This window comes from Xanthocytophaga agilis (assembly GCF_030068605.1).
Taxonomy (GTDB): Bacteria; Bacteroidota; Bacteroidia; order Cytophagales; family 172606-1; genus Xanthocytophaga; species Xanthocytophaga agilis.
The window spans coordinates 303,332-326,637 of record NZ_JASJOU010000010.1 but is presented as its reverse complement, the minus strand read 5'-3'; the positions used below and the strand labels follow the sequence as shown (position 1 = coordinate 326,637).

General features: G+C 38.4%; 18 protein-coding genes. 12 read left to right on the top strand and 6 right to left on the bottom strand.

Annotation, left to right across the window (positions count from 1 at the left end; all coding sequences use genetic code 11):
* Positions 1 to 215: 215 nt before the first annotated feature.
* Complete coding sequence (locus QNI22_RS26095) at positions 216 to 1,064, bottom strand: helix-turn-helix domain-containing protein (protein WP_314515187.1); 849 nt, start codon at positions 1,062 to 1,064, stop codon at positions 216 to 218.
* Positions 1,065 to 1,190: 126 nt separating this feature from the next.
* On the opposite strand from QNI22_RS26095, the gene def reads away from it, so the two are divergent.
* Positions 1,191 to 1,769, top strand: a complete 579-nt coding sequence (gene def / locus QNI22_RS26090) for a peptide deformylase (protein WP_314515186.1) — start codon at positions 1,191 to 1,193, stop codon at positions 1,767 to 1,769.
* A gap of 23 nt (positions 1,770 to 1,792) precedes the next feature.
* On the opposite strand, the gene pbpC is transcribed toward def, so the two are convergent.
* On the bottom strand, positions 1,793 to 4,189 hold the full coding sequence (gene pbpC, locus QNI22_RS26085) for a penicillin-binding protein 1C (protein ID WP_314515184.1): 2,397 nt from the start codon (positions 4,187 to 4,189) through the stop codon (positions 1,793 to 1,795).
* Between the two features lie 151 nt (positions 4,190 to 4,340).
* Between pbpC and nuoK the strand changes: the two genes are divergently transcribed.
* The 3 genes from nuoK (at position 4,341) to QNI22_RS26070 (ending at position 8,460) form a co-directional block, all read left to right on the top strand.
* On the top strand, positions 4,341 to 4,661 hold the full coding sequence (gene nuoK / locus QNI22_RS26080; RefSeq protein WP_314515182.1) for an NADH-quinone oxidoreductase subunit NuoK: 321 nt from the start codon (positions 4,341 to 4,343) through the stop codon (positions 4,659 to 4,661).
* A gap of 71 nt (positions 4,662 to 4,732) precedes the next feature.
* Positions 4,733 to 6,751: an NADH-quinone oxidoreductase subunit 5 family protein gene (locus tag QNI22_RS26075; RefSeq protein ID WP_314515180.1), complete on the top strand. Its 2,019-nt coding sequence runs from the start codon at positions 4,733 to 4,735 to the stop codon at positions 6,749 to 6,751.
* Positions 6,752 to 6,873: 122 nt separating this feature from the next.
* Positions 6,874 to 8,460 (top strand): complex I subunit 4 family protein, encoded by a 1,587-nt coding sequence (locus QNI22_RS26070; RefSeq protein WP_314515177.1) that lies wholly within the window; start codon positions 6,874 to 6,876, stop codon positions 8,458 to 8,460.
* A gap of 27 nt (positions 8,461 to 8,487) precedes the next feature.
* Here the strand turns inward: QNI22_RS26070 and QNI22_RS26065 are convergent, their stop codons facing one another.
* Positions 8,488 to 9,783 carry an esterase-like activity of phytase family protein gene (locus tag QNI22_RS26065; protein WP_314515175.1) on the bottom strand — a complete coding sequence of 432 codons (1,296 nt, stop codon included), beginning with the start codon at positions 9,781 to 9,783 and terminating at the stop codon, positions 8,488 to 8,490.
* A 387-nt stretch (positions 9,784 to 10,170) separates the two neighbouring features.
* Here QNI22_RS26065 and QNI22_RS26060 point away from each other — a divergent pair, with 387 nt between their 5' ends.
* Both QNI22_RS26060 and obgE read left to right on the top strand, forming a co-directional pair.
* Positions 10,171 to 10,749 (top strand): adenylate kinase, encoded by a 579-nt coding sequence (locus QNI22_RS26060; RefSeq protein ID WP_314515173.1) that lies wholly within the window; start codon positions 10,171 to 10,173, stop codon positions 10,747 to 10,749.
* 295 nt (positions 10,750 to 11,044) lie between these two features.
* Positions 11,045 to 12,031 (top strand): GTPase ObgE, encoded by a 987-nt coding sequence (gene obgE, locus QNI22_RS26055; RefSeq protein WP_314515171.1) that lies wholly within the window; start codon positions 11,045 to 11,047, stop codon positions 12,029 to 12,031.
* Between the two features lie 83 nt (positions 12,032 to 12,114).
* On the opposite strand, the gene QNI22_RS26050 is transcribed toward obgE, so the two are convergent.
* Positions 12,115 to 12,996: a DUF4249 domain-containing protein gene (locus tag QNI22_RS26050; RefSeq protein ID WP_314515169.1), complete on the bottom strand. Its 882-nt coding sequence runs from the start codon at positions 12,994 to 12,996 to the stop codon at positions 12,115 to 12,117.
* A 39-nt stretch (positions 12,997 to 13,035) separates the two neighbouring features.
* On the bottom strand, positions 13,036 to 15,432 hold the full coding sequence (locus tag QNI22_RS26045) for a TonB-dependent receptor (protein ID WP_314515167.1): 2,397 nt from the start codon (positions 15,430 to 15,432) through the stop codon (positions 13,036 to 13,038).
* Between the two features lie 223 nt (positions 15,433 to 15,655).
* Between QNI22_RS26045 and QNI22_RS26040 the strand changes: the two genes are divergently transcribed.
* From QNI22_RS26040 to QNI22_RS26020, 5 genes are all read left to right on the top strand, one after another.
* Entirely contained in the window at positions 15,656 to 16,402 is a 747-nt protein-coding gene (locus QNI22_RS26040) for a metallophosphoesterase (RefSeq protein ID WP_314515165.1), read from the top strand.
* Between the two features lie 177 nt (positions 16,403 to 16,579).
* Positions 16,580 to 18,034 (top strand): UDP-N-acetylmuramoyl-L-alanyl-D-glutamate--2,6-diaminopimelate ligase, encoded by a 1,455-nt coding sequence (locus tag QNI22_RS26035; RefSeq protein ID WP_314515163.1) that lies wholly within the window; start codon positions 16,580 to 16,582, stop codon positions 18,032 to 18,034.
* A 63-nt stretch (positions 18,035 to 18,097) separates the two neighbouring features.
* On the top strand, positions 18,098 to 19,315 hold the full coding sequence (mraY, locus tag QNI22_RS26030; RefSeq protein ID WP_314515162.1) for a phospho-N-acetylmuramoyl-pentapeptide-transferase: 1,218 nt from the start codon (positions 18,098 to 18,100) through the stop codon (positions 19,313 to 19,315).
* 47 nt (positions 19,316 to 19,362) lie between these two features.
* Entirely contained in the window at positions 19,363 to 20,715 is a 1,353-nt protein-coding gene (gene murD / locus QNI22_RS26025) for a UDP-N-acetylmuramoyl-L-alanine--D-glutamate ligase (protein WP_314515158.1), read from the top strand.
* Positions 20,716 to 21,231: 516 nt separating this feature from the next.
* Positions 21,232 to 21,606, top strand: coding sequence for a hypothetical protein (locus QNI22_RS26020; RefSeq protein WP_314515155.1), 375 nt, complete (start codon positions 21,232 to 21,234; stop codon positions 21,604 to 21,606).
* A 52-nt stretch (positions 21,607 to 21,658) separates the two neighbouring features.
* On the opposite strand, the gene QNI22_RS26015 is transcribed toward QNI22_RS26020, so the two are convergent.
* Positions 21,659 to 22,348: an ABC transporter ATP-binding protein gene (locus QNI22_RS26015; RefSeq protein ID WP_314515152.1), complete on the bottom strand. Its 690-nt coding sequence runs from the start codon at positions 22,346 to 22,348 to the stop codon at positions 21,659 to 21,661.
* 235 nt (positions 22,349 to 22,583) lie between these two features.
* Between QNI22_RS26015 and QNI22_RS26010 the strand changes: the two genes are divergently transcribed.
* Positions 22,584 to 23,306: an arylesterase gene (locus QNI22_RS26010; protein WP_419836245.1), complete on the top strand. Its 723-nt coding sequence runs from the start codon at positions 22,584 to 22,586 to the stop codon at positions 23,304 to 23,306.

Here is a 23,306-nt window from a genome sequence, read left to right as displayed (position 1 = left end):
GTACATCTTTAGAAAAACAAGCGAACACTGGGTGTATTAACTGTTTGCATCGATATCTCTTATTATATGAAGAATAGAGTAAGTTTTGTATAACAAACAATAGTATTTAAAATATCAGAAAAGCGTAAATGATTGTATCCTTTGGTTGATGGAGAATAATAGTTATTTTCTGTCAATCTACTCTCTTTAGCTAAGAGGGCAAAGACGTTATCTACTTAGTCCGGTAATTTATATAGTGGTTGTAATGAATGCTTAAGAAATTGTAAAGGTGTTTTTTGGGTAAACTGTTTGAACTCTTTAATAAAATGATTCTGGTCGTAAAACCCATGATTAATAGCTAAGCCCATTAAGTCATTACCATTTGTTTCCTGTAGTTCAAAGATGCAAGGAAGAAAACGCTGTAGTCGTATAAATTCTTTTGGTGTGAGTCCTGTATATATCAGAAACTTACGTTCGAGCCATTTATAGTTTACCTGAAAACGCACTGCTAGTTCACGAAGGTTTATTTCGCTCTGATGTGTACAGATATAATAGATAATTTCTTCAAATAAGCTTGTTGAAACAATGTGACCTTTGAGTTGTTCACGTATCCATTTCTCAATTGTATTTATTTTTTCTGTAATGGTAAATGATTCATAGAGCATAGGTCTGTTCTCCCCAAATAACGTATCCACATCATGAAATATATGATCTGCTAATGTTGATAAGGGCCTTTGTAGCAGGTTATATAAACCAGTTGCTGTAAAGCGAACTCCTAACATTTGCTGGCCGGGGTATAACGACTCAATATACGTTTTCTCTAAAAAGAGTCCGCTTAGATAACCTTCTGTTGTAGTTGCCTGTGTATCTGTTGTTGTATAAAATTGAATTGCTGAGGACTTCTCTAATAAGAATACCAGAATAGGAATACCATCTGCAAAAGCAAGCTCTTCTTTTCGGGAAGATGTTATGGTATATAGAAAAAAGTATTCAATAACTGATGTCAGATCAGAGGATGGTGTAAAGGTCTGAAAATAAGAGGAGGATTCTTTCTTTACTATATGTCTGAATAGGTCTACTGGCATAAGCAGCTAATTTTATCATGAACAAGAATAGATATGTGTCGGGTTCATACTGTGATAAGTTAGCCAACTGTCTAAAAATTACTATGGGGAATACCTTATACGCTGCAACTTTGTGAAAAAGAATATATGATACTACCTGTTGTGGCATATGGAATGCCTGTTTTACGTAAGAAAGGTGAGTTTGTATCGCCTGATTATCCAGACCTCCCTCAACTGATTGCCAATATGTGGGATACTATGGACTATGCTGGAGGAGTTGGATTGGCCGCTCCTCAGGTTAATGTCTTATTACGATTGTTTATAATTGATAGTACAAGCGGATTTACAAAGATGCATTCAGATAAAAAATTGCATTTCAGAGATGCGCCAGGTATCCGTAAAGTATTTTTGAATCCCGTTATTGAAGAATATAGTACTGATAACTGGTTGAATGAAGAAGGTTGCCTCAGTATTCCGGATATACATGAAAGAGTGTCTCGAAGTCAAAGTATTGTGATGTCCTATCAGGATGAACAGTTTGCATGGCATACTGATACATTCTTTGATGAAACAGCCCGTATCATCCAACACGAATATGATCACATTGAAGGTAAGCTATTTCTGGATACCTTGAGTCCTTTACGAAGAAGGCTACTAGAGGGAAAGTTGAAAAAGATTGGAAATCGAAGAACCAGGACACGATATCCAATGCTTTTTGCAGATTGATTATAAATTCTGATTTTGGATAATTACATTTTTTTAACAACAATACTGATATTGGTGTTTCTTCCTTTATCATCGCTACAAGAGATTTTTACCTCTCCTAAATCAGGCTGAAAAAAGACCCTGTCTGTAGCTTTGGCAGCTTTGTAGAACTTGTCATTGATATACCAGTAAACTTGTTTAACATCATTATCTGCATGACAGGTCAAAAGCATTTCAGGTGGCTCTATGGCATCAATCATATACTCGCGTCCATCGGCAGGAGTTATGATCTGTGGTGCATCTGATTGAAAGACACGTGTACATGATGGATTGTGTGGTGGAATACGACGATAAGCTACACTCCATGTATTGTAAAATGACACTAGGGCAGGAGGGAGGTTTTCATAAAGCTTTTTCTTATAACCACTTTCAGGAAGACAGGCTGTACAATACGAGAAGCTCTCATCTGCTGATACGGGTACTTCTTTCATGTGTTTACAGGTTTGTGTATTGGAGATCAGGGGGATATAGTAATCGACCACCTGATGAGTACAATAGTCTCCAGGTAACAGCCCTGTTTCTGCACACACCAAACGCAATGGCATATTTTTGGGCGCCAGTAACCGGCTTCCGGCAGCATTGTAATCAATGGTATTAAATAATTGAAATAACAGAGGTGTGGCAATATCTGCTCCTGTGAGTTCTGGCACTCCTTCCGCATTGGCATTGCCTACCCATACTCCAACCGTATATTTACGGTTATATCCAATGCTCCATGCATCTTTGCGTCCATATGATGTACCTGTTTTCCAGGCAATAGGTGGGGCATGGTAGCTGTTTTGGTAGCCTGTAGGCAAATCAGGGCGCACGGCCTGCATAAGTATTTCGCTGATCATATACGCTGCTTGTCTGGATATCAGCCGAACCGTAGTTTTTTTTTCTCCCTCAGAAGACTGAAAACTGGAAATAGGTGTAAATAAGCCTTCATTGGCAAATGAGCTGTACAAGCCAACCAGCTCTTCGAGTGTAGTACCACAACCTCCCAGGATTACAGATAAACCTAACTTGCGTTCATCCCGTGAAATCTGCTCAAAACGAGCGGCTTTGAGTTTATTGACAAAAACAGGGACTGTAATATCTTCCAATACCTTAACAGCTGGAATATTAAGTGAATTGACTAATGCATTCTCTACTGTAACAGCACCATTGAATTTCTGATCAAAGTTTTCCGGGGAATAGCCTCCAAATTGAGAAGGAACATCCAGTAGCATGGTTTTTGGGGTAATCTTACCTGCTTCAATACCTAAGGCATATACCAGCGGCTTTAATGTACTACCCGGAGATCGGATTGCCCTGGCATTATCTACTTGTCCGGCATGGTCATTGTCTGTAAAGTCCGGTGAGCCAATGTAGGCTGTTATCTCTCGTGTCTTATTATCTGCAACAATTACTGCCAGATTATGAATATTATACTTGCGAATACGTTTGTGATAGTTATAAGCAAGTTGTTGTACCTTATCCTGAGTGATTCGGTTTAAGGTGGTTTTAAGAATCGCTTGTTCCGGATATTTAGTATGTAACCGATAAGACAGATGAGGTGCTATGTTGGGTAAAGGAGTACGTCGTAACTGTAGAGGCTCATTAATCGCATCGTCAATCAGTGTATCACTGAAAACTTCATCCTCCTGAAATCGCTTGAGCCATTTGTCACGTTCCTGTTTTAATAAAACCGGGTTGCGGTTCAGTGAGAGAGATGTAGGCCGATTAGGAACAATTGCCAGTGTAGTGATCTGGGCAACACTGAGACGATTGGGTAACTGCCCAAAATACAATAAGGCAGCTGATTTTACACCTTCTACATTGCCTCCATAAGGAACAAGATTCAGGTACAATTGTAATATCTCATCTTTGGAATAATACCATTCCAATTGTAATGCCCTGAAAATCTCAATAATTTTATTGCCATAGGTCCGTCGTTTTGGTTCCAGGAGCCGGGCTACCTGCATGGTAATGGTAGAAGCTCCAGATGTCTTTCTTCCTGTGAAAATGTTATTAACCACTGCTCGCCCGATTGCCATTACATTAACTCCCGGATGATAATAAAATAGTCGGTCTTCCTTATGAATGATAGCCTTACGTAGTTCTGGAGTAATTTCATCTAGTTCTGTTTTCATCCGCCACTTGTCATCATGACTGAGAAATGCATACAAAACGGAGCCGTCTTTTGCCGTAATAAGCTGAGCATACTCTACTTTGGTATGAAGTGGAAAGATAAAATTGAGTATAAGAAAGAGAACTATTGATACTATTATTGTCAGACTTATGCGTTTTGCCCAGCGAAACCAGCTTTTGTTGCAATTGTTTCTGATGAAAGCAATAATAGTAGTACCTATTGAGGGTTGAGGAATAGAACTTAGTTGTTTCTTCAAAGAAAATTTCATGTAATAGACAATATGGCAGTGCTGGTATTCAAAATTATACAGAAAAAACGATTTTTCGTTGAGATTAGGATATCCTACTCAATATTCTTTTATACTTTTGCTGGCATAGGACGATTGTCTTCGCTGGATTGACATCTTTGATTTATTTGTAATGTCTGAATCTGTTATCCCTGTAACACACTTTCTGTTTGTTGGGGCTATCTTGTTTTGTATTGGAATTGCTTTGATAATTACCAAGCGTAATGCCATTGTTGTATTGATGGGAATCGAATTGATCCTCAATTCCGCCAATCTAAATTTTGTAGTGTTTAACCGACAGTATCCTGAGAATGTGCAGGGTCAGGTGTTTGCTTTATTTGTCATTGTAGTTGCTGCTGCTGAAGCTGCCGTAGCTCTTGCAATTGTATTGAAAGTATATCAGTATTTTGGTACTATAAATCTGGATGAAGTAAAAGATTCCAAAAAAGACTGACAACTACTTTATGATATGAGGAAATAATAATTAAATCCGTAATTAAAATTTTATTTGCCTATTAACATCAGATGATGGTTTTTGCTGCTCTTTTTCTTCCCTTAATTGCCTTTTTATGCCTCCTTTTTTTGGGAAAGAAATTACCTCGTCAGGGAGATTGGGTCGCCATTTCAGCTGTTATCGCAAGCTTCGTCTGTTCTGTAATTGCAGTTTCAGAAGTCTTTCCTGTTAAAACACTTCATTATGAGGTGAAATGGTTTTCTGTTTTTGTGCATGAATTCAACGTGGGATTATTGTTGGATAAGTATTCCGCAATAATGCTCATCCTGGTGACATTTATATCAGCCTTGGTGCAGATATACTCGACTGCCTATATGAAAGGTGATTCCCGATATAGCCGATATTTTGCTTATTTGAGTTTATTTACCTTTGCCATGTTGGGACTGGTGCTGGCAGATAATCTTTTTTTGTTCTACTTCTTTTGGGAACTGGTTAGTGTAGCTTCTTACCTCCTTATTGGATTCTGGTATGAAAAACCAGATGCTTATCGTGCTTCCCGTAATGCTTTTATTATTAACCGGATTGGGGATACAGGTTTACTCCTGGCCATGATGTTTATCTATCTTCAATTTGGGAGTTCAGATTTTATTCTACTTACACAGAAAGCTGTTTTTCCTGAAAACACCTGGTGGATGACGTTAGTTGGCTACGGAATTTTTTGTGCTGCCGGTACGAAATCAGCTCAGTATCCTATGGCTATCTGGTTACCACGTGCCATGGCCGGTCCCACACCTGTTTCTGCTCTTATCCATGCGGCAACTATGGTGGCTGCAGGAGTTTTTCTAATGATACGAACTTTTCCATTTTTAGAAGATAACATCCTGATGCTGGCTGCTATCGTTGGAGGTATCACTTCATTTACAGGTGCGTTTGCCGCTTTATTCCAACATGATATCAAAAGAGTACTAGCTTATTCTACCATTTCTCAGTTAGGATATATGATGGCAGCAATTGGTGTTGGTGCTCCTGAAGCTGCATTGTTTCACTTGGTTACTCATGCTTTTTTTAAGGCAGGATTGTTTTTATGTGCAGGATCTGTTATAGATGCTCTACACAAAGCGGCTCATCATATGCATATCTCAGATCCTGATTTTGATGTACAGGATATGCGTAATATGGGAGGTCTACGTAAGCAAATGCCAATTACCTTTCTTTGTTTTGTAATCTGTTCGCTAGCACTTGCCGGATTGCCCTTAACATCCGGATTTCTATCCAAGGACTTTATTCTGAATCAGATGCTGCTTTGGTCATTTCAGGGAAATTCCCTGGATTGGACCTTAGTTGTTCCTGTTATGGGCTTTCTGGGTGTTTTGTGCACTGCATTGTATACAGGCCGACAACTTAAACTGATTTTTGGTGGGCAGCCTCGATACTTCGCTTTATATGATGATCAATTGCGATACATCAATGAGTTTACTGAAGAGTCTCCTGCAGTAATGCGCCGAATAATAGGAATACTTGCTGTCCTTTCGTTTTTCTTCTGGTTCTCCTGGATTCCCTGGGATGCAATGAAAGGATGGTTTTTTGACGCCTATCCAATTGCAACAAATGAAAGAAAAGAGGGCTTGTGGGGTGAATTAACTCATACTATAGCACATGAGTATACATTGATCCTTTCATTGGGACTTGTGATAATCGGGTTGAGTATTGCTTTGTGGAGGACTGGACACCCCAATCGGTTAATTCCTGGATTTGTTCGTAAAGTTTCGTATCACTTTTTTTACACAGAAGCAATTGCACACTTGATATTGGTTCGTACTACATTCCTTGCTAAAAAGATTAGCTCTTGGATTGACCGTAGTGTCATAGACAGAGCAATTGATCTGGGGGGCATATTCACGGTGACAATTGCACATATACTTGGTTGGATTGACCGTACTTTTATCGATGGAAGTGTAAATGTGATTGCATATGTAGCAGGTAAAACAGGAGAAGTGAGTAAATCAATTGCAGGAAGTCGGATACAAAGTATGTTTACTGCGGCTTTGCTGGGGTTATTACTAATACTCATCTGGGTTGTATTTATTTGACAGATTCAGCTACTTACGAAGTTTTTTATTCTGATCTCTAGAGCTTACGTATTCTATTAGCTCTTTGTGTTTAAATACTTCTATATTAAAAAAGACCATAGTACATCAAATTATATTTCTAATTGGAACATATACTTACCATACTCATTTTCCTGCCAGTAGTAGGATCTTTGGGAATACTTGCCTTGCCTGGTGGAAAAAACTATTTGTACCGATGGATTACATTCCTCATCAGCACAATTAATCTTGGACTGTCGGTTTGGGTATATTTAAATTTTAATCCATCTCTATCTGGTATCTCCAATGAGAAAGCCATGCAGTTTGTGGAGAAAGTAGACTGGATTACGATTGCTGTTGGGGATATAAATAAAATCGGCATTCAGTATTTTGTAGGATTGGATGGATTGAATATGCCAATGGTGTTACTTTCTGCACTGGTGTTATTTATTGGTGCTATATCTGCCTGGAATATCAAATATAAGGCAAAAGGATTTCATTCACTTTTTTTATTGCTGTCTGGTAGTATAATCGGATGTTTTGCTGCGCTTGATTTCTTTTTATTCTTCCTGTTCTTTGAGTTTATGTTGCTCCCTATGTATTTCCTGATCGGGATTTGGGGAGGCAAACGAAGAGAGTATGCATCTATTAAATTTTTTATTTATACATTGGTAGGGTCGGTATGTATTCTGTTAGTTATGATTATGCTGGCTTTTTCTGTGCAGTATCCAAAAGATACCTATACGTTTAATTTGCTGGCACTTGCTGATCGGACTAACTTTATCCCTGATTCATTGTTAAACTGGCAAAATTCCCGCTGGCTAATCAATATGCCAGCACGTCGCTGGGCATTTTTGCTATTGCTAACAGGTTTTGCCATAAAACTACCAGCCGTACCCGTACACACATGGTTGCCTGATGCACACGTAGAAGCCCCAACGCCTATTTCTGTAATTCTGGCTGGTATTTTGTTGAAGATAGGGGGATATGGGCTATTACGCATCGGAATTTCAATCTTCCCGGATAGTGGATGGATCTATTCAGATTGGATGGCAGTTTTGGGAGGGATATCTATCGTATATGGAGCTTTGAATGCAATGGCTTCACATGATTTGAAACGTATGGTAGCTTATTCTTCTGTAAGTCATATGGGATTTGTGCTCATTGGAATTGCTTCGATGACAAGTGAAGGGATTAATGGAGCTATGTATCAATTGTTTAGCCATGGTATTTTGTCTGCTATGCTGTTTTTACTGGTGGGTGTGTTACAGGATAGGACACATGATAAAACAATTGAAAACTATCGTGGGTTGGCAACAAAGATGCCTGTTTATACAGGAATGACTATTATAGCATTTTTTGCATCACTTGGCTTACCAGGTTTTTCCGGATTTATTGGAGAGTTTTTTACGATTATGAGCACGTTTGGTACAGATATCATCCCTCGCTGGGTGATATTAGCCGCAGTGGCTGGGCTTGTGTTAGGTGCTGCATATTTCCTATGGACGTTGCAACGGATGTTTTTCGGAAAATACTGGTCTAAAGGAGGAGAAGAATGGGCTATTTTGTTAACGGACTTGAATCTACGGGAGAAAGCAATGTTGATTATACTGGCTATTCTGGCTTTGATATTTGGAATTTTTCCCAATCTGTTATTTACGCCCATGTCTAAAACGATTATGACACTGACAGATATGATTCAAAAGTCTTGAGATGTCTCAAGACTTTTGTTTTGTACTTTATTTAAGAGATGTCGTCAGTTTTATAAAATAGATAGTTCCTCGATCCGTTTTATTGGTGGCAGGTAGAACCTTTGCCATATAGTTATTAGGAGTATTGGTATCATTAAGAATTCCAAAATCATCATCATTGACAACTGCAATCGTATTGTTGTCTATAATCGTTAATCCCTCTGGCTTATCATGTGGGTAACCTGGAATTGCCTGAAGAAGATCTACTACCAGTGTTTTGGTAACAGGAGTGATGGAATTACTTTGTAGTTCCGTATCAGTTAACTGTTCAAGCGTCTTTCCATTATATAACTTTCCATTAGCCCCATTTGTAGCATCTGATACATCTGTTGCATTACTAACATCTATCTTATACACTCGTTTATATACAGCAGGGCTTTTGCTATCCTGAGGAAAATCTCCATCCCGTTCCAATACCAGAAATGTTGTATTGGTAATCGCCACAATATCACAATTGGACAAACCATTAGCATCCTGTAAGTACACATACTGTTTTGTTGCTGCTGTGGCTATATCGAAGAAAACAATACGAGTGAGTTTCTTGTTAACAATCGCAGCACTGGACGGATTATACATGGTTGATTGCATAATGCCTACAAGAGTCTTGTTGTCAGGAGTGATCGCTAATCCTTCCATACCGCGATTTGCCCGACGGGTTGCAAAAACTGCGGGAAGCTTACGGCCACCTGTACCTGTACCAAACGGATTAATGCGTTCAATCGTTTGACCATTTTGTGAGAAGTGGGTAATGTGTGGGCCGTATTCGTCACTTATCCAGAATGTTCCATCTGATGCTGCAACTAACCCCTCAGAGTCAATTCCTTCGATATCATTATCCAGCAGGTTGCCATTCGTATCATAGGCACCTTCACCTGTTGCACCATAGCCTGTAGGGTTTGGTAAGCCGGTGAGTTTTACACCCGTACTGGTTTTAAGTTCAATGGTACTTTCCAAAACCAGTGAATCGTTTTTTAAGGTAAATTTACCAATAAGTGGCGTGAAGTCAGGCTTGGCAAAGATTTTGGAATCTTTTATTGTCCCATCTACATTAGGCCCGCGGTCTGTAAGTAAATAAAAACTTCCGGTTGTGTTAGGAACAACTGCTAATCCGGAGCCGAATCCTCCATTGTAGACCTTTACTCTCGCTGCATTTGTTGCCAGAACTTTGGGTGATGCCTGAAGCGCAGAATCCGGATACGTAAATGGAGCGGGATCATCACTCTGACAGGAAAGGAATACAAGAAAAAGGCTGGCAATAGATAGACTAGGTAGTTTGCGTTTCATAAAGATAAAAATGATATGAGTTGTATGGTTCGACAAAGAAACAAATCATATATTATCTGGAGATTATGGGAAAATTAACGAATATCGTGTCTGATTCTTTTTAAGAACCTATTTTAGGAGGACTAGGCTTTTATAAGTTGGAAATGGGAAAGGGAAATTTTTAAGAAAAACTATAATATATATTTGAAAAGTTGATTTGTATTTAGGTAATTGCAGGATTCTTATTGAGAAAAAATGTATTCTAACATTTACTATTTTATCTTTGTAATCCCATAATTATTATTCTCATATATTTAATCTTTTTAGGGTTTAATCAGAAAACCGAAACGTAATTGAGTTATTGAAGGGTAAGCACTAAACCAGATACCTGCAAACAGTATATAATCCATGTTAAATCTTGTACTTTTCGGCCCGCCGGGAGCGGGTAAAGGCACTCAATCGGCCAAACTGATTGAAAAATACCAGCTGGTTCATATTTCTACCGGCGACCTGTTCCGTATGCACATCAAGGAAGAAACTGCATTAGGTAAACAGGTAAAACAGATTCTGGCAGATGGACTTCTGGTACCAGATCAGGTAACTATTGACATGCTGGAAGAGGAAGTACAAAAGAATCCTCAGGCAAAAGGGTTTATCTTCGATGGATTTCCCCGTACAGTAGCACAGGCTCAGGCTCTAGATGATTTTTTGGCTGGTAAAGGCGAAAGTATTAATCTGGTAGTTAAACTGGACGTGACTGAGGAGGAAATAAAGCAACGTATTGCCGAACGCCAGAAGATAAGTGGACGTGTGGATGATGAGGCGGAAAAGCTGCTGAAGCGTATTGATGAGTATTTTTCAAAAACAATTCATGTTTTACCATATTATGAAGGACAGGGTAAAGTAGCTGTTGTAAATGGTATTGGTAATATTGAGACTATATTCCAGAATTTGTGTCAGGAAATTGATGCAGTAATTGCTTCTTAAGCTATCTAAAAACACTGCTTAAACGATTTATTTTAAAAGCCCATAAAAGAACACTACTTTTGTGGGCTTTTTTGTTTAGAGGTTGTATATATTATTTATAAAGAAGCGAAAAGGAATATTTTGTAGCGAGCCGAGTGATTTACCTATAACCCAATCACCACATAGCCAGCGGCTATGTTCCGAAAAATAGGTGAAGGCGCAGCACAAAAGATGACTTTGCAGCCTTTAAGAAATAATATATACAACCTCTGAAAAGCGGATTCTGGTTGAGGAAATTAAAAACGAAAATTAAGTCATGTCATCTAACTTTATAGATTACGTAAAAATACACATGAAGTCTGGTTCGGGTGGAGCAGGCTCAATGCACTTCCGTCGTGAGAAACATGTTGAAAAAGGAGGACCAGATGGTGGTGATGGAGGAAGAGGAGGACATATAATTTTGAGAGGAAACTCGCAGTTATGGACACTTCTCCATCTTAAGTACCGTAAACATGTTATGGCAGAGGGAGGTAAGCCAGGTGAAGGAAATCGTCGTACGGGTGCTCAGGGAAAGGATGAGATACTGGAAGTACCGATTGGAACGGTTGCCAAGCTGGCTGAGACAGATGAAATAATAGGGGAGATTACACATGATAAACAGGAATTACTAATCTTTCCTGGTGGTAAAGGAGGATTAGGTAATGACCATTTTAAAACTCCAACCAACCAAGCTCCCCGGAAGGCGCAACCAGGTGAACCAGGTACAGCAGACTGGGTTGTTCTGGAGCTTAAACTTTTGGCCGATGTGGGATTGGTAGGTTTTCCTAATGCAGGTAAGTCAACTTTGCTGGCTTCTGTTTCTGCTGCAAAACCGGAAATTGCAGATTATCCTTTTACTACACTAGTTCCTAATCTTGGAGTTGTTGCTTATCGTGGAGATCAATCCTTTGTTATGGCTGACATTCCAGGAATTATTGAAGGGGCTGCTGAGGGACGAGGGTTAGGATTGCGGTTTCTGCGACACATTGAACGTAACTCAAGCTTGTTGTTTCTGATCGCCGCTACTACAGAACATGCGGGAAAAGAATACAAGATCCTGCTTAATGAATTGGAAGAGTATAACCCTGAGTTACTGGATAAGAAGCGGATTATTGTTCTTTCCAAATGTGATCTGATTGACGAGAAAGAAAAGAAGAAATTGCTGAAACAGCTACCAACTGATATTCCTCATGTGGCTATTTCATCAGCAACAGGACTGGGTATTCAGGAGATGAAAGACCTGATATGGACAGCTTTGCATTAATTGAGCTATTTAACCTAATTATAATAAAAAAGAAAACGCCCTTACCAACATAAGTAAGGGCGTTTTCTTTTACAATGAATAGGTTATTTGTCTTCAACAATACCCTCCAGTTCGTAAACTGCTGATGTCGAAAACCATCCTACGGGTTGTTTACTGGAATTTGTATTATTTGTAAAATTGGTTCGAAGGTTTTCTGGTGGACGTGCAAATAAACCTCCATTATTGATCTGGGCTTCTGCCTGAGTGAAAAACTCCAATGTTTCTTTTGTAATAGACCATATCTCAACTCTTATCTTATCCCCAAGTGCAAATGGATCATCGCCATCTGTAATTGCTTCCCGTATGGGAGGGATAAATAAGAATCCATCGGATCCATTCTCATTATCCGTTCCACCTATGCCATTTGTAGCATATGTCAGGAGTTTGGTTTGGTACTTGCCATTTTTGAAGGATTTAATCCAATAGTAATCTTGTTTTCCCAGAGAGTCTCTACCATAAAATTCTGCGTAATAACCAGCTTTGTCATCACCTGATTCTTCTTTATAGTCAACTGTGATAGAATCAACTTTTGTTGTACGATTAAGATTGCTGCTAGCCTGGTATTCATTATTATCATAGCGAACTGTAAGTAGAAACTTGTCACCTACTTTTCCAATGCTGTCTTTACCTGCTGGCTTCCAAATGTACTGACCATCGGTTTGCATATCTGTAAAAATAAACTCTCTTCCTGTTGTTGTATTTTGTAAGATAATTTCTGCTCCACTTACAGTAGGAGCATCACCTGTTTCAAAATATGGAACGGTCTTGGTGAGTCTGATAGTTTGAGCACTTGGCGTATTACTAATAAAAGCATCAATCACTAGTTGAGATTCCGCTGCTGCTACATCTAATTGAATTACATCCTCACAGGATGACAAAAGGCAGATTGTCAGGATTCCGATTATAAATAAAGATATATGTTTCATAAAGTGTTAATCTCTTATTGAAAAGAATAGCAGAAAGCTTTAAAACTTGAAATTATAAGAAACTGCAGGTACAAACGATCCTATAATAGAGTAGCGGATTGCCTGGGTCTTTGGTACTCCATTGCTGGTTTCTGCATATTTATAATCAGGATTATTCTGAAAATAAATAGAGAATGGATTTCGGCGGTTATAAGCATTATAGACTGAGAATACCCAATAACTTTCCCATTTACGTCCTTCTTTCTTCCGGTTTTTCTTTGTAGCTGATAAGTCTAATCGGTGGTAAGCTGGGTTGCGGGAATTATTCCGATCTTCATTAGGTAATAGAGGAACTGTTGGTAGTTGGCCAAACTCTGCCCGATTTGTATAAAATGTAATAGGAGTGCCAGACTGATAGACAAAATTAGCCGCAATACTCCACAAAGGTGTCAGCATATAATCAGCGGTTACACTCAAATTATGAAGACGATCAAATCGATTCGGGAACCATTTTCCGTGATTGATGCTGGTATTGGCCAAACGACGTTCTGTTCTTGCCAAAGTATAACTAATAAAGCCTGTTAGTCGCCCTGTAGCTTTTTTGACAGAAAACTCTATTCCGTAAGCCCGACCAATACCCTGAAGAAGATCGCCTTCTAGATTCTTATTTAGAAGTAGATCCGCGTTGTCTACATAGTCAAGCTGATTTTGAAGGTCCTTATAATACACCTCTGCAGAGGCTTCATAGGTGTTTTCCTGGAAGTTACGGAAGTACCCTAAAGCTACCTGATCTGCTAACTGTGGTTTGATATTATTGGTACTAGGTGTCCATACATCCAATGGGGTTGATGCTGCAGTGTTTGAAACTAGGTGAATGTATTGAGCTGTACGATTATAGCTTGCTTTTAAAGAGCTTCTGTCATTTAAGATATAATTAGCAGAGAATCGAGGTTCCAGATTATTGTAGCTTGCTATTGTTTCCCATGAATTAAAATGTTTGATGTTGGAAGGCTGTCGTCTTTCCCCATTGGCAGGAGTATCATAATAATAAGCATCTCCTGATCCCAGGTATTGGAAGAGGGAATAACGTAATCCGTATTGAAGTGTAAGCTTATCACCTATTTTCTGCTCATTATCTATATAAATGCCACTTTCTAATGCATATTTACTTTCCAGACTGATATTATTTGTAGATTCCTGGCTACTTACAATTGCCTTACCAGGGCGAAAGTTGTAGAAGATACTTTGTGCTCCGAAACGAAGTGTATTTTTGGTATTTATATAGTAAGTGAAATCCGGTTTAAGGCTCAGGTTGATAATATTAGAACTCCAATCAAACTGGGCCTTCTCCACATTATCCTTGAACCCAAGGAAGTAATCGTAATTGCTGTAGAACGCAGTTAGATTCATAAAAAGCTTATCGTTATATAAGTGGTTCCAACGTGCAGATGCCGTAGTACTTCCCCATTTGAATCTGAAATCATTAGAACCAAATACATCCCGGCCAAAATAGCCAGACAGATAAACCGTATTTTTAGGATCAATGATATAATTTACTTTGGATGTTAAATCATAGAAATAGAATTGACTGCCTTTTAAATCTCCATTCAGAAACGGTTTGGCCAGAATATCAATATATGATCTACGTGCTCCGATTACAAAAGAAGCTTTGTCTTTAATCAATGGTGCTTCTAGTGACAAGCGACTGAATATAACCCCTACACCACCTTGTCCTGAGAATTTTTTATTGTTTCCTTCTTTGGTACGTACATCCAGAATAGAAGACAGACGCCCTCCATATTGAGCTGGAATCCCTCCCTTAATCAGCTTCACATCTTTTACGATATCCGGATTGAATACAGAGAAAAAACCAAATAAGTGCGCAGAGTTGTATACAGGTGCCTCATCAATCAAAACAAGGTTCTGATCAATACTACCTCCACGAACATTGAATCCTGTGGCTCCTTCACCAATGGTACTAACACCAGGTAATAACTGAATACTACGGATCACATCTACTTCACCCAGAAAGGCGGGTATTTTCTGGATAGTTTTGATATCTAGCTTGTTGACACTCATCGATACATCTCTGACGTTAGCATCCGGGCGATCGGCAGTGACAACAATTTCATTTAACTGCACTCCTTCTTCCGTTAGCTCTACATCCTGTTTTACATTTGCATTTAATGTGATGTCTTTATAAAAAGACTGATAGCCGACATAAGAGATACCTATGCTATATGTACCTGAAGGCAGGGTGAGAGAATAAAATCCATACTCATTGGTTACAGTACCATTGGATGTACCTTTGACAAAAACGGCTACTCCAATCAGGTTTTCGCCATTCTTGCTATCCTTGACATACCCACTAATAGTAAATTTTTCCTGTGCCAGAGCAAGCTGAGTACATAAGAGATAGCTTACAAAGAGGCACATGCATCGATAAAGTTGATTCATAGCGTTAGGTTTGATAATAACTTAAGAAAGTGTTCAGATTAAAAAAGTAGTCTCCGATTTTTATTGTAAGACGTAAAACTATATCAGTTTCCTTTATATAAAATAGATAATTTGGATGAAACGTTGAAATGATCCCGCCAACGGCAGATTTAAAGGTGTAGACGCTATGCAAATTAAGGTGTATATAAAGTATCTTTGAAGTCATTTTTATATAGAAAGTTACATGTCTTCTCCATTCAGTTATAAAAACTTTAGTATCCCCAATCCTATCAGTGGCAGGCGTTTCGTTGTGCCCGATATACATGGATTTGCTCATACTTTTCGAACATTGGTTGAAGAGCAGCTTCAGCTAAGACAAGCGGATCAACTTTTTCTACTAGGCGATTACATAGATCGCGGGCCTGATAGTGTGGGTGTTATTGATTTTATCTTACAGTTACAGGAAGAAGGATATCAGGTCTTTCCTCTGAAGGGAAATCATGAAGAGAACTTTCTGGATAATTATATTCACTATCATCAGGGCGTTTATCAGAAGTTCTTCCTGCAAAGCATCCAGTCAGAGAAATTATACAAACTACTTGACAAGGATATGCATCTATTGCCAGAGTATAGTGCCTTCTTTGATTGTCTTACAAATTATTTTGAGCTTGATCGGTTTTATCTGGTGCATGCAGGTTTTCGTTTTTCCAGTATACAGCCCTTCGAGGATTTTGATGCGATGCTTACCATCCGGCGATTTCAACATAATCCTACTCAGAAGACTATTGTGCATGGACATGACGTCACAGATCTGGATATCATTCGTCATAGAATAGAACAGCGAAACAATATTATTCCGTTAGATAATGGTTGTTATTATGGCCCTGTACTAGATCAGTTAAAAACTATTTCTCCTCTTCAAAATGTGGGTAAGCTACTGGCGCTGAATCTGGATACATTTGAGTTATATGAACAGAAGAATGTAGGCTAAAGTGTAATACAGTAGGATAACTCCAGAAGTTCTTTCAGTATATATAGATAGTAAATGCATTAGCAGATTTATGTGACTATTCCTGTCAAATAAGTTTGCACTTCAAAAAAGATATTATTTTTGCCGACATTATTCGGTTTTTTACGTAAATATCAATCAATAAATAGCAAAAATCCTTTGGCTGCTTCACTTTCCCAATTATTGCAAGGTGTTCCTGTACTAGCTACTACAGGTGATACTACTCAACAAATCACAAAGTTGTGTCTGGACTCACGGCAAGTGCAGCCAGGAAGTCTGTTCGCAGCTGTACGTGGTACACAAACGGATGGTCATCAGTTTATAGCAAAAGCTGTTGAATTGGGTGCCACAGCTATAGTATGTGAGCAGCTTCCTGACATACAGGTTGCTTCTGTTGTGTATGTTCAGGTTAGTGATAGTGCCAAAGCCTTAGGATTTATAGCTTCTAACTTTTATGGTAATCCTTCCGAAAAACTTAAACTGGTAGCTGTTACAGGGACTAATGGCAAAACAACTACTGTAACATTATTGTATCAACTCTTTCGCCGATTAGGATATCGGACAGGGATGTTATCTACTGTACGTAATTATATTGATGACAAGCCTGTAGAAGCTACACATACTACTCCGGATGCAATAAACCTCAATGCCTTACTGGCTGATATGGTGTCTGCCGGATGTACACATGCTTTTATGGAAGCTAGTTCGCATGCTATTGTACAGGAAAGGACAGCTGGAGTAAAATTTACAGGAGCTATATTTACAAACATCACACACGATCACCTGGATTTTCATCAGACATTTGATAATTATATTAAGGCCAAGAAGAAGCTCTTTGACGAACTACCTTCATCCGCCTTTGCACTGGCAAATCTGGATGACAAGCGAGGCCTGATAATGCTTCAGAATACAAGTGCCCATAAAGCAACTTTTTCGTTAGTCAACCCTGCTCCCTTTAAAGGACGTTTGATTGCCAATACACTACATGGCCTGGAAATGGAAATAGAAGGGAAAGAAGTGTGGTTTAAGTTGATAGGAGAGTTCAATGCCTACAATATTCTTGGGGTATATGCTACTGCGATTTTATTGGAAGAGCCTATCGAAGAAGTATTGATGCAGTTATCAGATGTATTACCTGCACCTGGTCGTTTTGATCAGGTGAGATCTGCTGAGGGAGTAATTGGAATTGTAGACTATGCACATACCCCTGATGCATTGGAAAATGTATTGGAAACTATACAGGAGCTGAAGGATGGAGGCAAAGTAATTACAATTGTAGGGTGTGGTGGCAATCGTGACGCAGCAAAACGTCCTGTAATGGCAGAAATTGCCTGTAAACTAAGCGATAAGATACTCTTAACTTCTGACAATCCACGCTTTGAAGAGCCAGAGGCCATATTAGCAGATATGGAGAAAGGAGTAAAAATTACGGATCGTAACCGTGTACAGACAATTGTAGATAGAAAAGAAGCTATTGCTAAAGCAGTGGCACTGGCACAGCCAGGAGATATTATTCTGATTGCCGGAAAAGGACATGAGACATATCAGGAAATTAAAGGAGTAAAATATCCTTTTGATGACAAGAAAATTATAACAGAACTATTTGAAGCTTAAGGTATACATACCATACTTATACAATCCCCTTAATTTGCTGTATTTTTAACCCGTATTATATAGATGCTTTACTATCTTTTTGACTATTTAGACAAACAGTTTGATTTCTTTGGTGCTGGCGTATTCCGCTTTCTTTCATTTCGTGCCAGTATGGCGTTGATCATCGCTATGTCTATTGGAGCTATATACGGAAAGCAGCTTATCAATCTTCTGCGACGATTACAGGTAGGAGAGTCCATTAGAGATCTGGGCCTTCAGGGACAAATGGAAAAAAAAGGAACACCAACAATGGGTGGATTTATTATCATTGGTTCTATTCTGTTACCAGTGCTTTTGTTTGCGCGATTAGATAATGTATATATTATCTTATTGATAATAAGTACCATATGGCTTGGATTGATAGGGTTTATAGATGACTATATTAAAGTATTTAAAAAGAATAAGGAAGGGTTAAGTGGCCGGTTTAAAATTGTTGGGCAAGTTGGTTTAGGATTGATTATTGGGCTTACACTTTATTATAATGACAATGTGGTGATTCGTAAATATGAAGGTCGTATCAACTACGATAATATCGCTGCAACCAAATACCATGATATCAAGTCACTAACAACAACAGTTCCTTTTTTTAAAAATAATGAACTGGATTATGGGCAAATTCTGACTTTTCTTCCCCATGATTATCAGTGGATAGTATATGTATTAATAGCTATTTTTATTATTACGGCTGTTTCCAATGGAGCTAATATTACAGATGGGATAGATGGATTAGCGGCAGGCACCTCAGCAATTATCGGCCTTACCCTTGGGCTATTTGCCTACTTGTCAGGGAACGCGATTTTTGCAAACTATCTGAAAATTATGTACATACCTCATCTTGGCGAGTTAGTAATATTTTGTGCCGCTTTTGTGGGTGCGTGTGTAGGATTTCTGTGGTACAACTCCTATCCAGCTTCTGTATTTATGGGTGATACAGGTAGTTTAACATTAGGTGGAATTATTGCGGTAATTGCGTTGATTGTTCGTAAAGAATTAATGATTCCAATCATCTGTGGCATATTCCTGGCAGAAAATATTTCTGTTATCTTACAGGTGTACTACTTTAAATACCAGAAACGACGCAGAGGTATAGAGTATGCACGAGAACACCGCTTGTTTAAAATGGCTCCGTTACATCACCACTACCAGCGTTTGGGATATCATGAATCAAAAATTGTAATCCGATTCTTTATCATTGCCATTATTCTGGCTGTATTTAGTATCGCAACGCTAAAGCTACGATAATCAATATCCACTTAGAGGTTTTAATCAGCAGTTAATTAACGAATCATATGAAAATTGTTGTTTTGGGTGGCGGTGAAAGCGGAGTAGGAGCAGCTTTACTGGCTAAAGCAAAAGGATTTGAGGTGTTTTTATCCGATAAAGGAAAATTACAGGAAAGTTATCGGCAAACGTTGAGGGACAATGATATTCCGTTTGAAGAAGAAACACATACTGAAGACTTGATTCTGGATGCCACTGAAGTAATTAAAAGTCCTGGTATTCCTGATAAGGTTGATATCATCAAGAAACTAAAAGCGCTGAGCATTCCTGTCATTTCTGAAATAGAGTTTGCCTCACGCTATACAAAAGCAAAGCTTGTTGCCATAACTGGTTCTAATGGAAAGACTACCACAACACTATTAACCTACCACTTATTTAAAGAGGCTGGTCTCAATGTAGGACTAGCAGGAAATGTAGGGCATAGTTTTGCAGAGTTGGTGATTGAAGATAAATTTGACTGGTATGTATTGGAAATGAGTAGTTTTCAGTTAGACAATAGTTATACCTTTCGTCCATATATTTCTATACTGACCAATATTACACCTGATCACTTGGATCGGTATGATTATAAGTTTGAAAACTATATTGATTCAAAGTTTAGGGTCATTCAGTCTCAAACACCAGAAGACTATTTTATCTATTATAGAGATAGTCCTCCCATTAAAGAAAAGCTGGAGACTATTGAGTTGAAGCCTCTTGCTTTACCAATTACAACCAGTCCTGAGGGGGCAGAGTTAGGTAATACAAACCTTTCGTATGTGACAGATTCGTTACTTAGAACAAGTTATAGGACATCAGAAATACAAATAGCTATAAAAGACCTCCCATTGAAAGGTGTACACAATGCATTGAATATTTCCTGTGCACTGTTAGCCTGTCAGATTGCGGGTATTAATGACACAGCTATTCTGGCAGGATTGCAGACTTTCAGAAACGCCCCTCATAGATTAGAGAAAGTAGGCGAAATAAATGGGGTTACATTTATCAATGATTCTAAAGCAACAAATGTAGATTCTGTGTTTTACGCTTTAGGTAGTTTTGATCAGGAACCATTGATCTGGATTGCGGGTGGTGTAGATAAGGGAAATGATTATACTCAAATAGAAGAGCTTGTAAAACAGAAGGTAAAAGCCCTTATTTGTTTGGGTAAAGATAATAGCAAACTGCAGGCATTTTTTAAGGGAAAAATACCTGCTATTTATGAAAGTCAGAGTATTGAAGATGTCATAACGCTAGGCACGGAAATTGGCAGGCCTGGAGATGTGGTATTGCTTTCCCCAGCTTGTGCCAGTTTCGACCTGTTCCGTAATTATGAAGATCGGGGAGATCAGTTCCGAAAAGCTGTAGTAAGCCGAGAATGAAAAAAAAAATTTTTAAATAAAAAGAGCCTGAGCATTTTACATGTTCAGGCTCTTTTTATTTAGAGCAATTTATATAGTACACATCAAAGACAATCTGGTTTAATTATTTTCATTTTTTGTGCTTTTGCTGGTAGGCTTGTTTTATAAGGTATACTAGTTTTCCATTTGTGTAAATCGTTGGATTAGTGTTGAGATTTGTACGTGTTTTGAAGAGATCTACTTATGATTTGCGGAAAGTGAGTTTTGAAAAAATGAGTATGAGTATAAGTACTTATTTTTACTTTTCTTCAATTAATTGTATTATTTATATATTTTTCATTGAAATGTTTATTATGAGATTTTGTGTTTTTATTTAAATGTTTAATAAAAATAGGTGATATGTAAGGAAAATAAATGTTTTTTGATCTAAAAACTTAAAAATATCTTTGATTTATAAAGGTTTTTTGGTTGTTTTGGTACGAGAATTGCAATTGATATTTTACTCGGTAATTGTATTTAAACTTTAATTTTAAATTTATGAAAACGCTTCTTTCTATATTTATATTCGTCCTTGTTTCAGTTGTAGCTGTGCAGGCACAAAGCTCTGGTGACTATAAACACCCATATGGTCTTACACAAACCAGTAAATCACAGAAAGCTACTAAGGCTGTTTCTACAGATCGCAAGGAGACTGTGAAGGTAAAACGTAACTATAAGAACCCACAGACTGAAAAAGAAGAGGTAGTAACCGTAGCTCCTGGAAGAACAGTAGAAACTGTTGTAAACCCATTGACTGCAACGGATAACTACAAACGTCAGAATCGTAACACAGAAGCAGATAATGCACCCAACGTGAAGGAAAATGATATTATGGTGCAGGACTCTCTAAATAAGAATAACAAGAAAGACTAATTAGTCATATATATAAAAATAAAGGCTTCTCTCTACAGGGAAGCCTTTATTTTTATGAAATAATAGCAGATATGCTATCTGCTATTACTTTACCTCCTTTGATAAGGATAATTCTCTGTGTTTTGGCTGCAAGTTCCAGATCATGAGTCACCAGAACCAGCGTCGTACCATTCTCCCGATTTAGTTCAAACAACAGATTTTCGACTTTAATACTGGTTTCATCATCCAGATTACCTGTAGGTTCATCGGCAAACAGGATTTTGGGACGGTTGGAAAATGCTCTTGCCAGAGAAACCCGTTGTTGTTCTCCTCCCGATAACTGAGTAGGATAGTGATGACCTCTCTGACCCAGTCCTACACGTTCGAGCAATTCCTGTGCATAAGCTCGTGCATTTTTTGCTCCTCGTAATTCCATCGGAACCATCACGTTTTCTAATGCCGTAAGAGTAGGCAACAACTGGAAATTCTGAAAGATAAATCCTACATGTTCATTCCGTACTGCAGCACGTTGGTCTTCTGTAAGATTATCCAAACATATGTCATTCAGATATACACTTCCAGAAGATGCTCTGTCTAAACCTGCACATAACCCTAGCAAAGTAGTTTTACCACTGCCTGAAGGACCTACAATGGAAAAGGTATCACCAGGTTGTAATTCGAAGCTTACTGCTTCCAACACTGTAAGAGTGCGGCCGCCACTTTGATAGGACTTGGTTAAGTCCTGCACACGAAGAATAGACATGAATATATGATTTGTCGGTTTGATAATTATAATGGTACCCTTTGTATGTTGGAAATTATCCACGTAAAAAGGTGCCATCCAATAAAATCCGTTTTGATTCGTATAGGGAAATAGTATCTTTCAAGTCTGAAATTTTATCCTATATTCTGAAAGACGAATAGACACAGGAAAAATTTTCAGAGATTGAATCTTTTATAGTTATCTGATTTAACAACAATACATAATAACAGTTCAAATGTCAACCTTGAAAACAACCATTTATCATTTTGTTGTCCTTTGGGTTATGGGATTAACATTGTTTGCCTGTTCTTCCAGGTCAACTGAGGATCAGACCAACTCCGAAAGAGTCAATGCAAATGATTCAACCCAAACAAATAAGATGCCTCTTGCTAAAAAGCAGACTATTTTATTTTTTGGAAATAGCCTTACGGCCGGATACGGATTAGATCCAACAGAAGCATTTTCTTCACTGATACAGAAAAAAATAGATTCGTTGAAGTTGCCATATACCGTTATTAATGCTGGCTTGAGTGGTGAAACCTCTGCTGGAGGGAAAGCCCGTATCAGCTGGGTGTTGCGACAACCTGTAGATATATTTGTTCTTGAACTTGGAGCAAATGACGGTTTGCGTGGGATTGAACTGTCTGATACCCGAAAAAATCTACAGGCTATTATTGACACCGTAAAGGCCAAAAATCCAGATACAAAGCTCGTATTGGCAGGAATGCAGATGCCGCCTAATCTGGGCAAAAAGTATATTACTGAGTTTAAAGATCTTTATCCTAAGTTAGCTGAAGCAAATCAGGCTGTCCTGATTCCGTTCCTGCTGGATAAAGTAGCAGGAATCCCGTCCCTTAATCAGTCAGATGGCATACATCCTACAGCAGAAGGACACCGAATCGTAGCTGAAAATGTTTGGGTTATTTTACAGCCTTTGCTTACACAATCGTCTTTATAA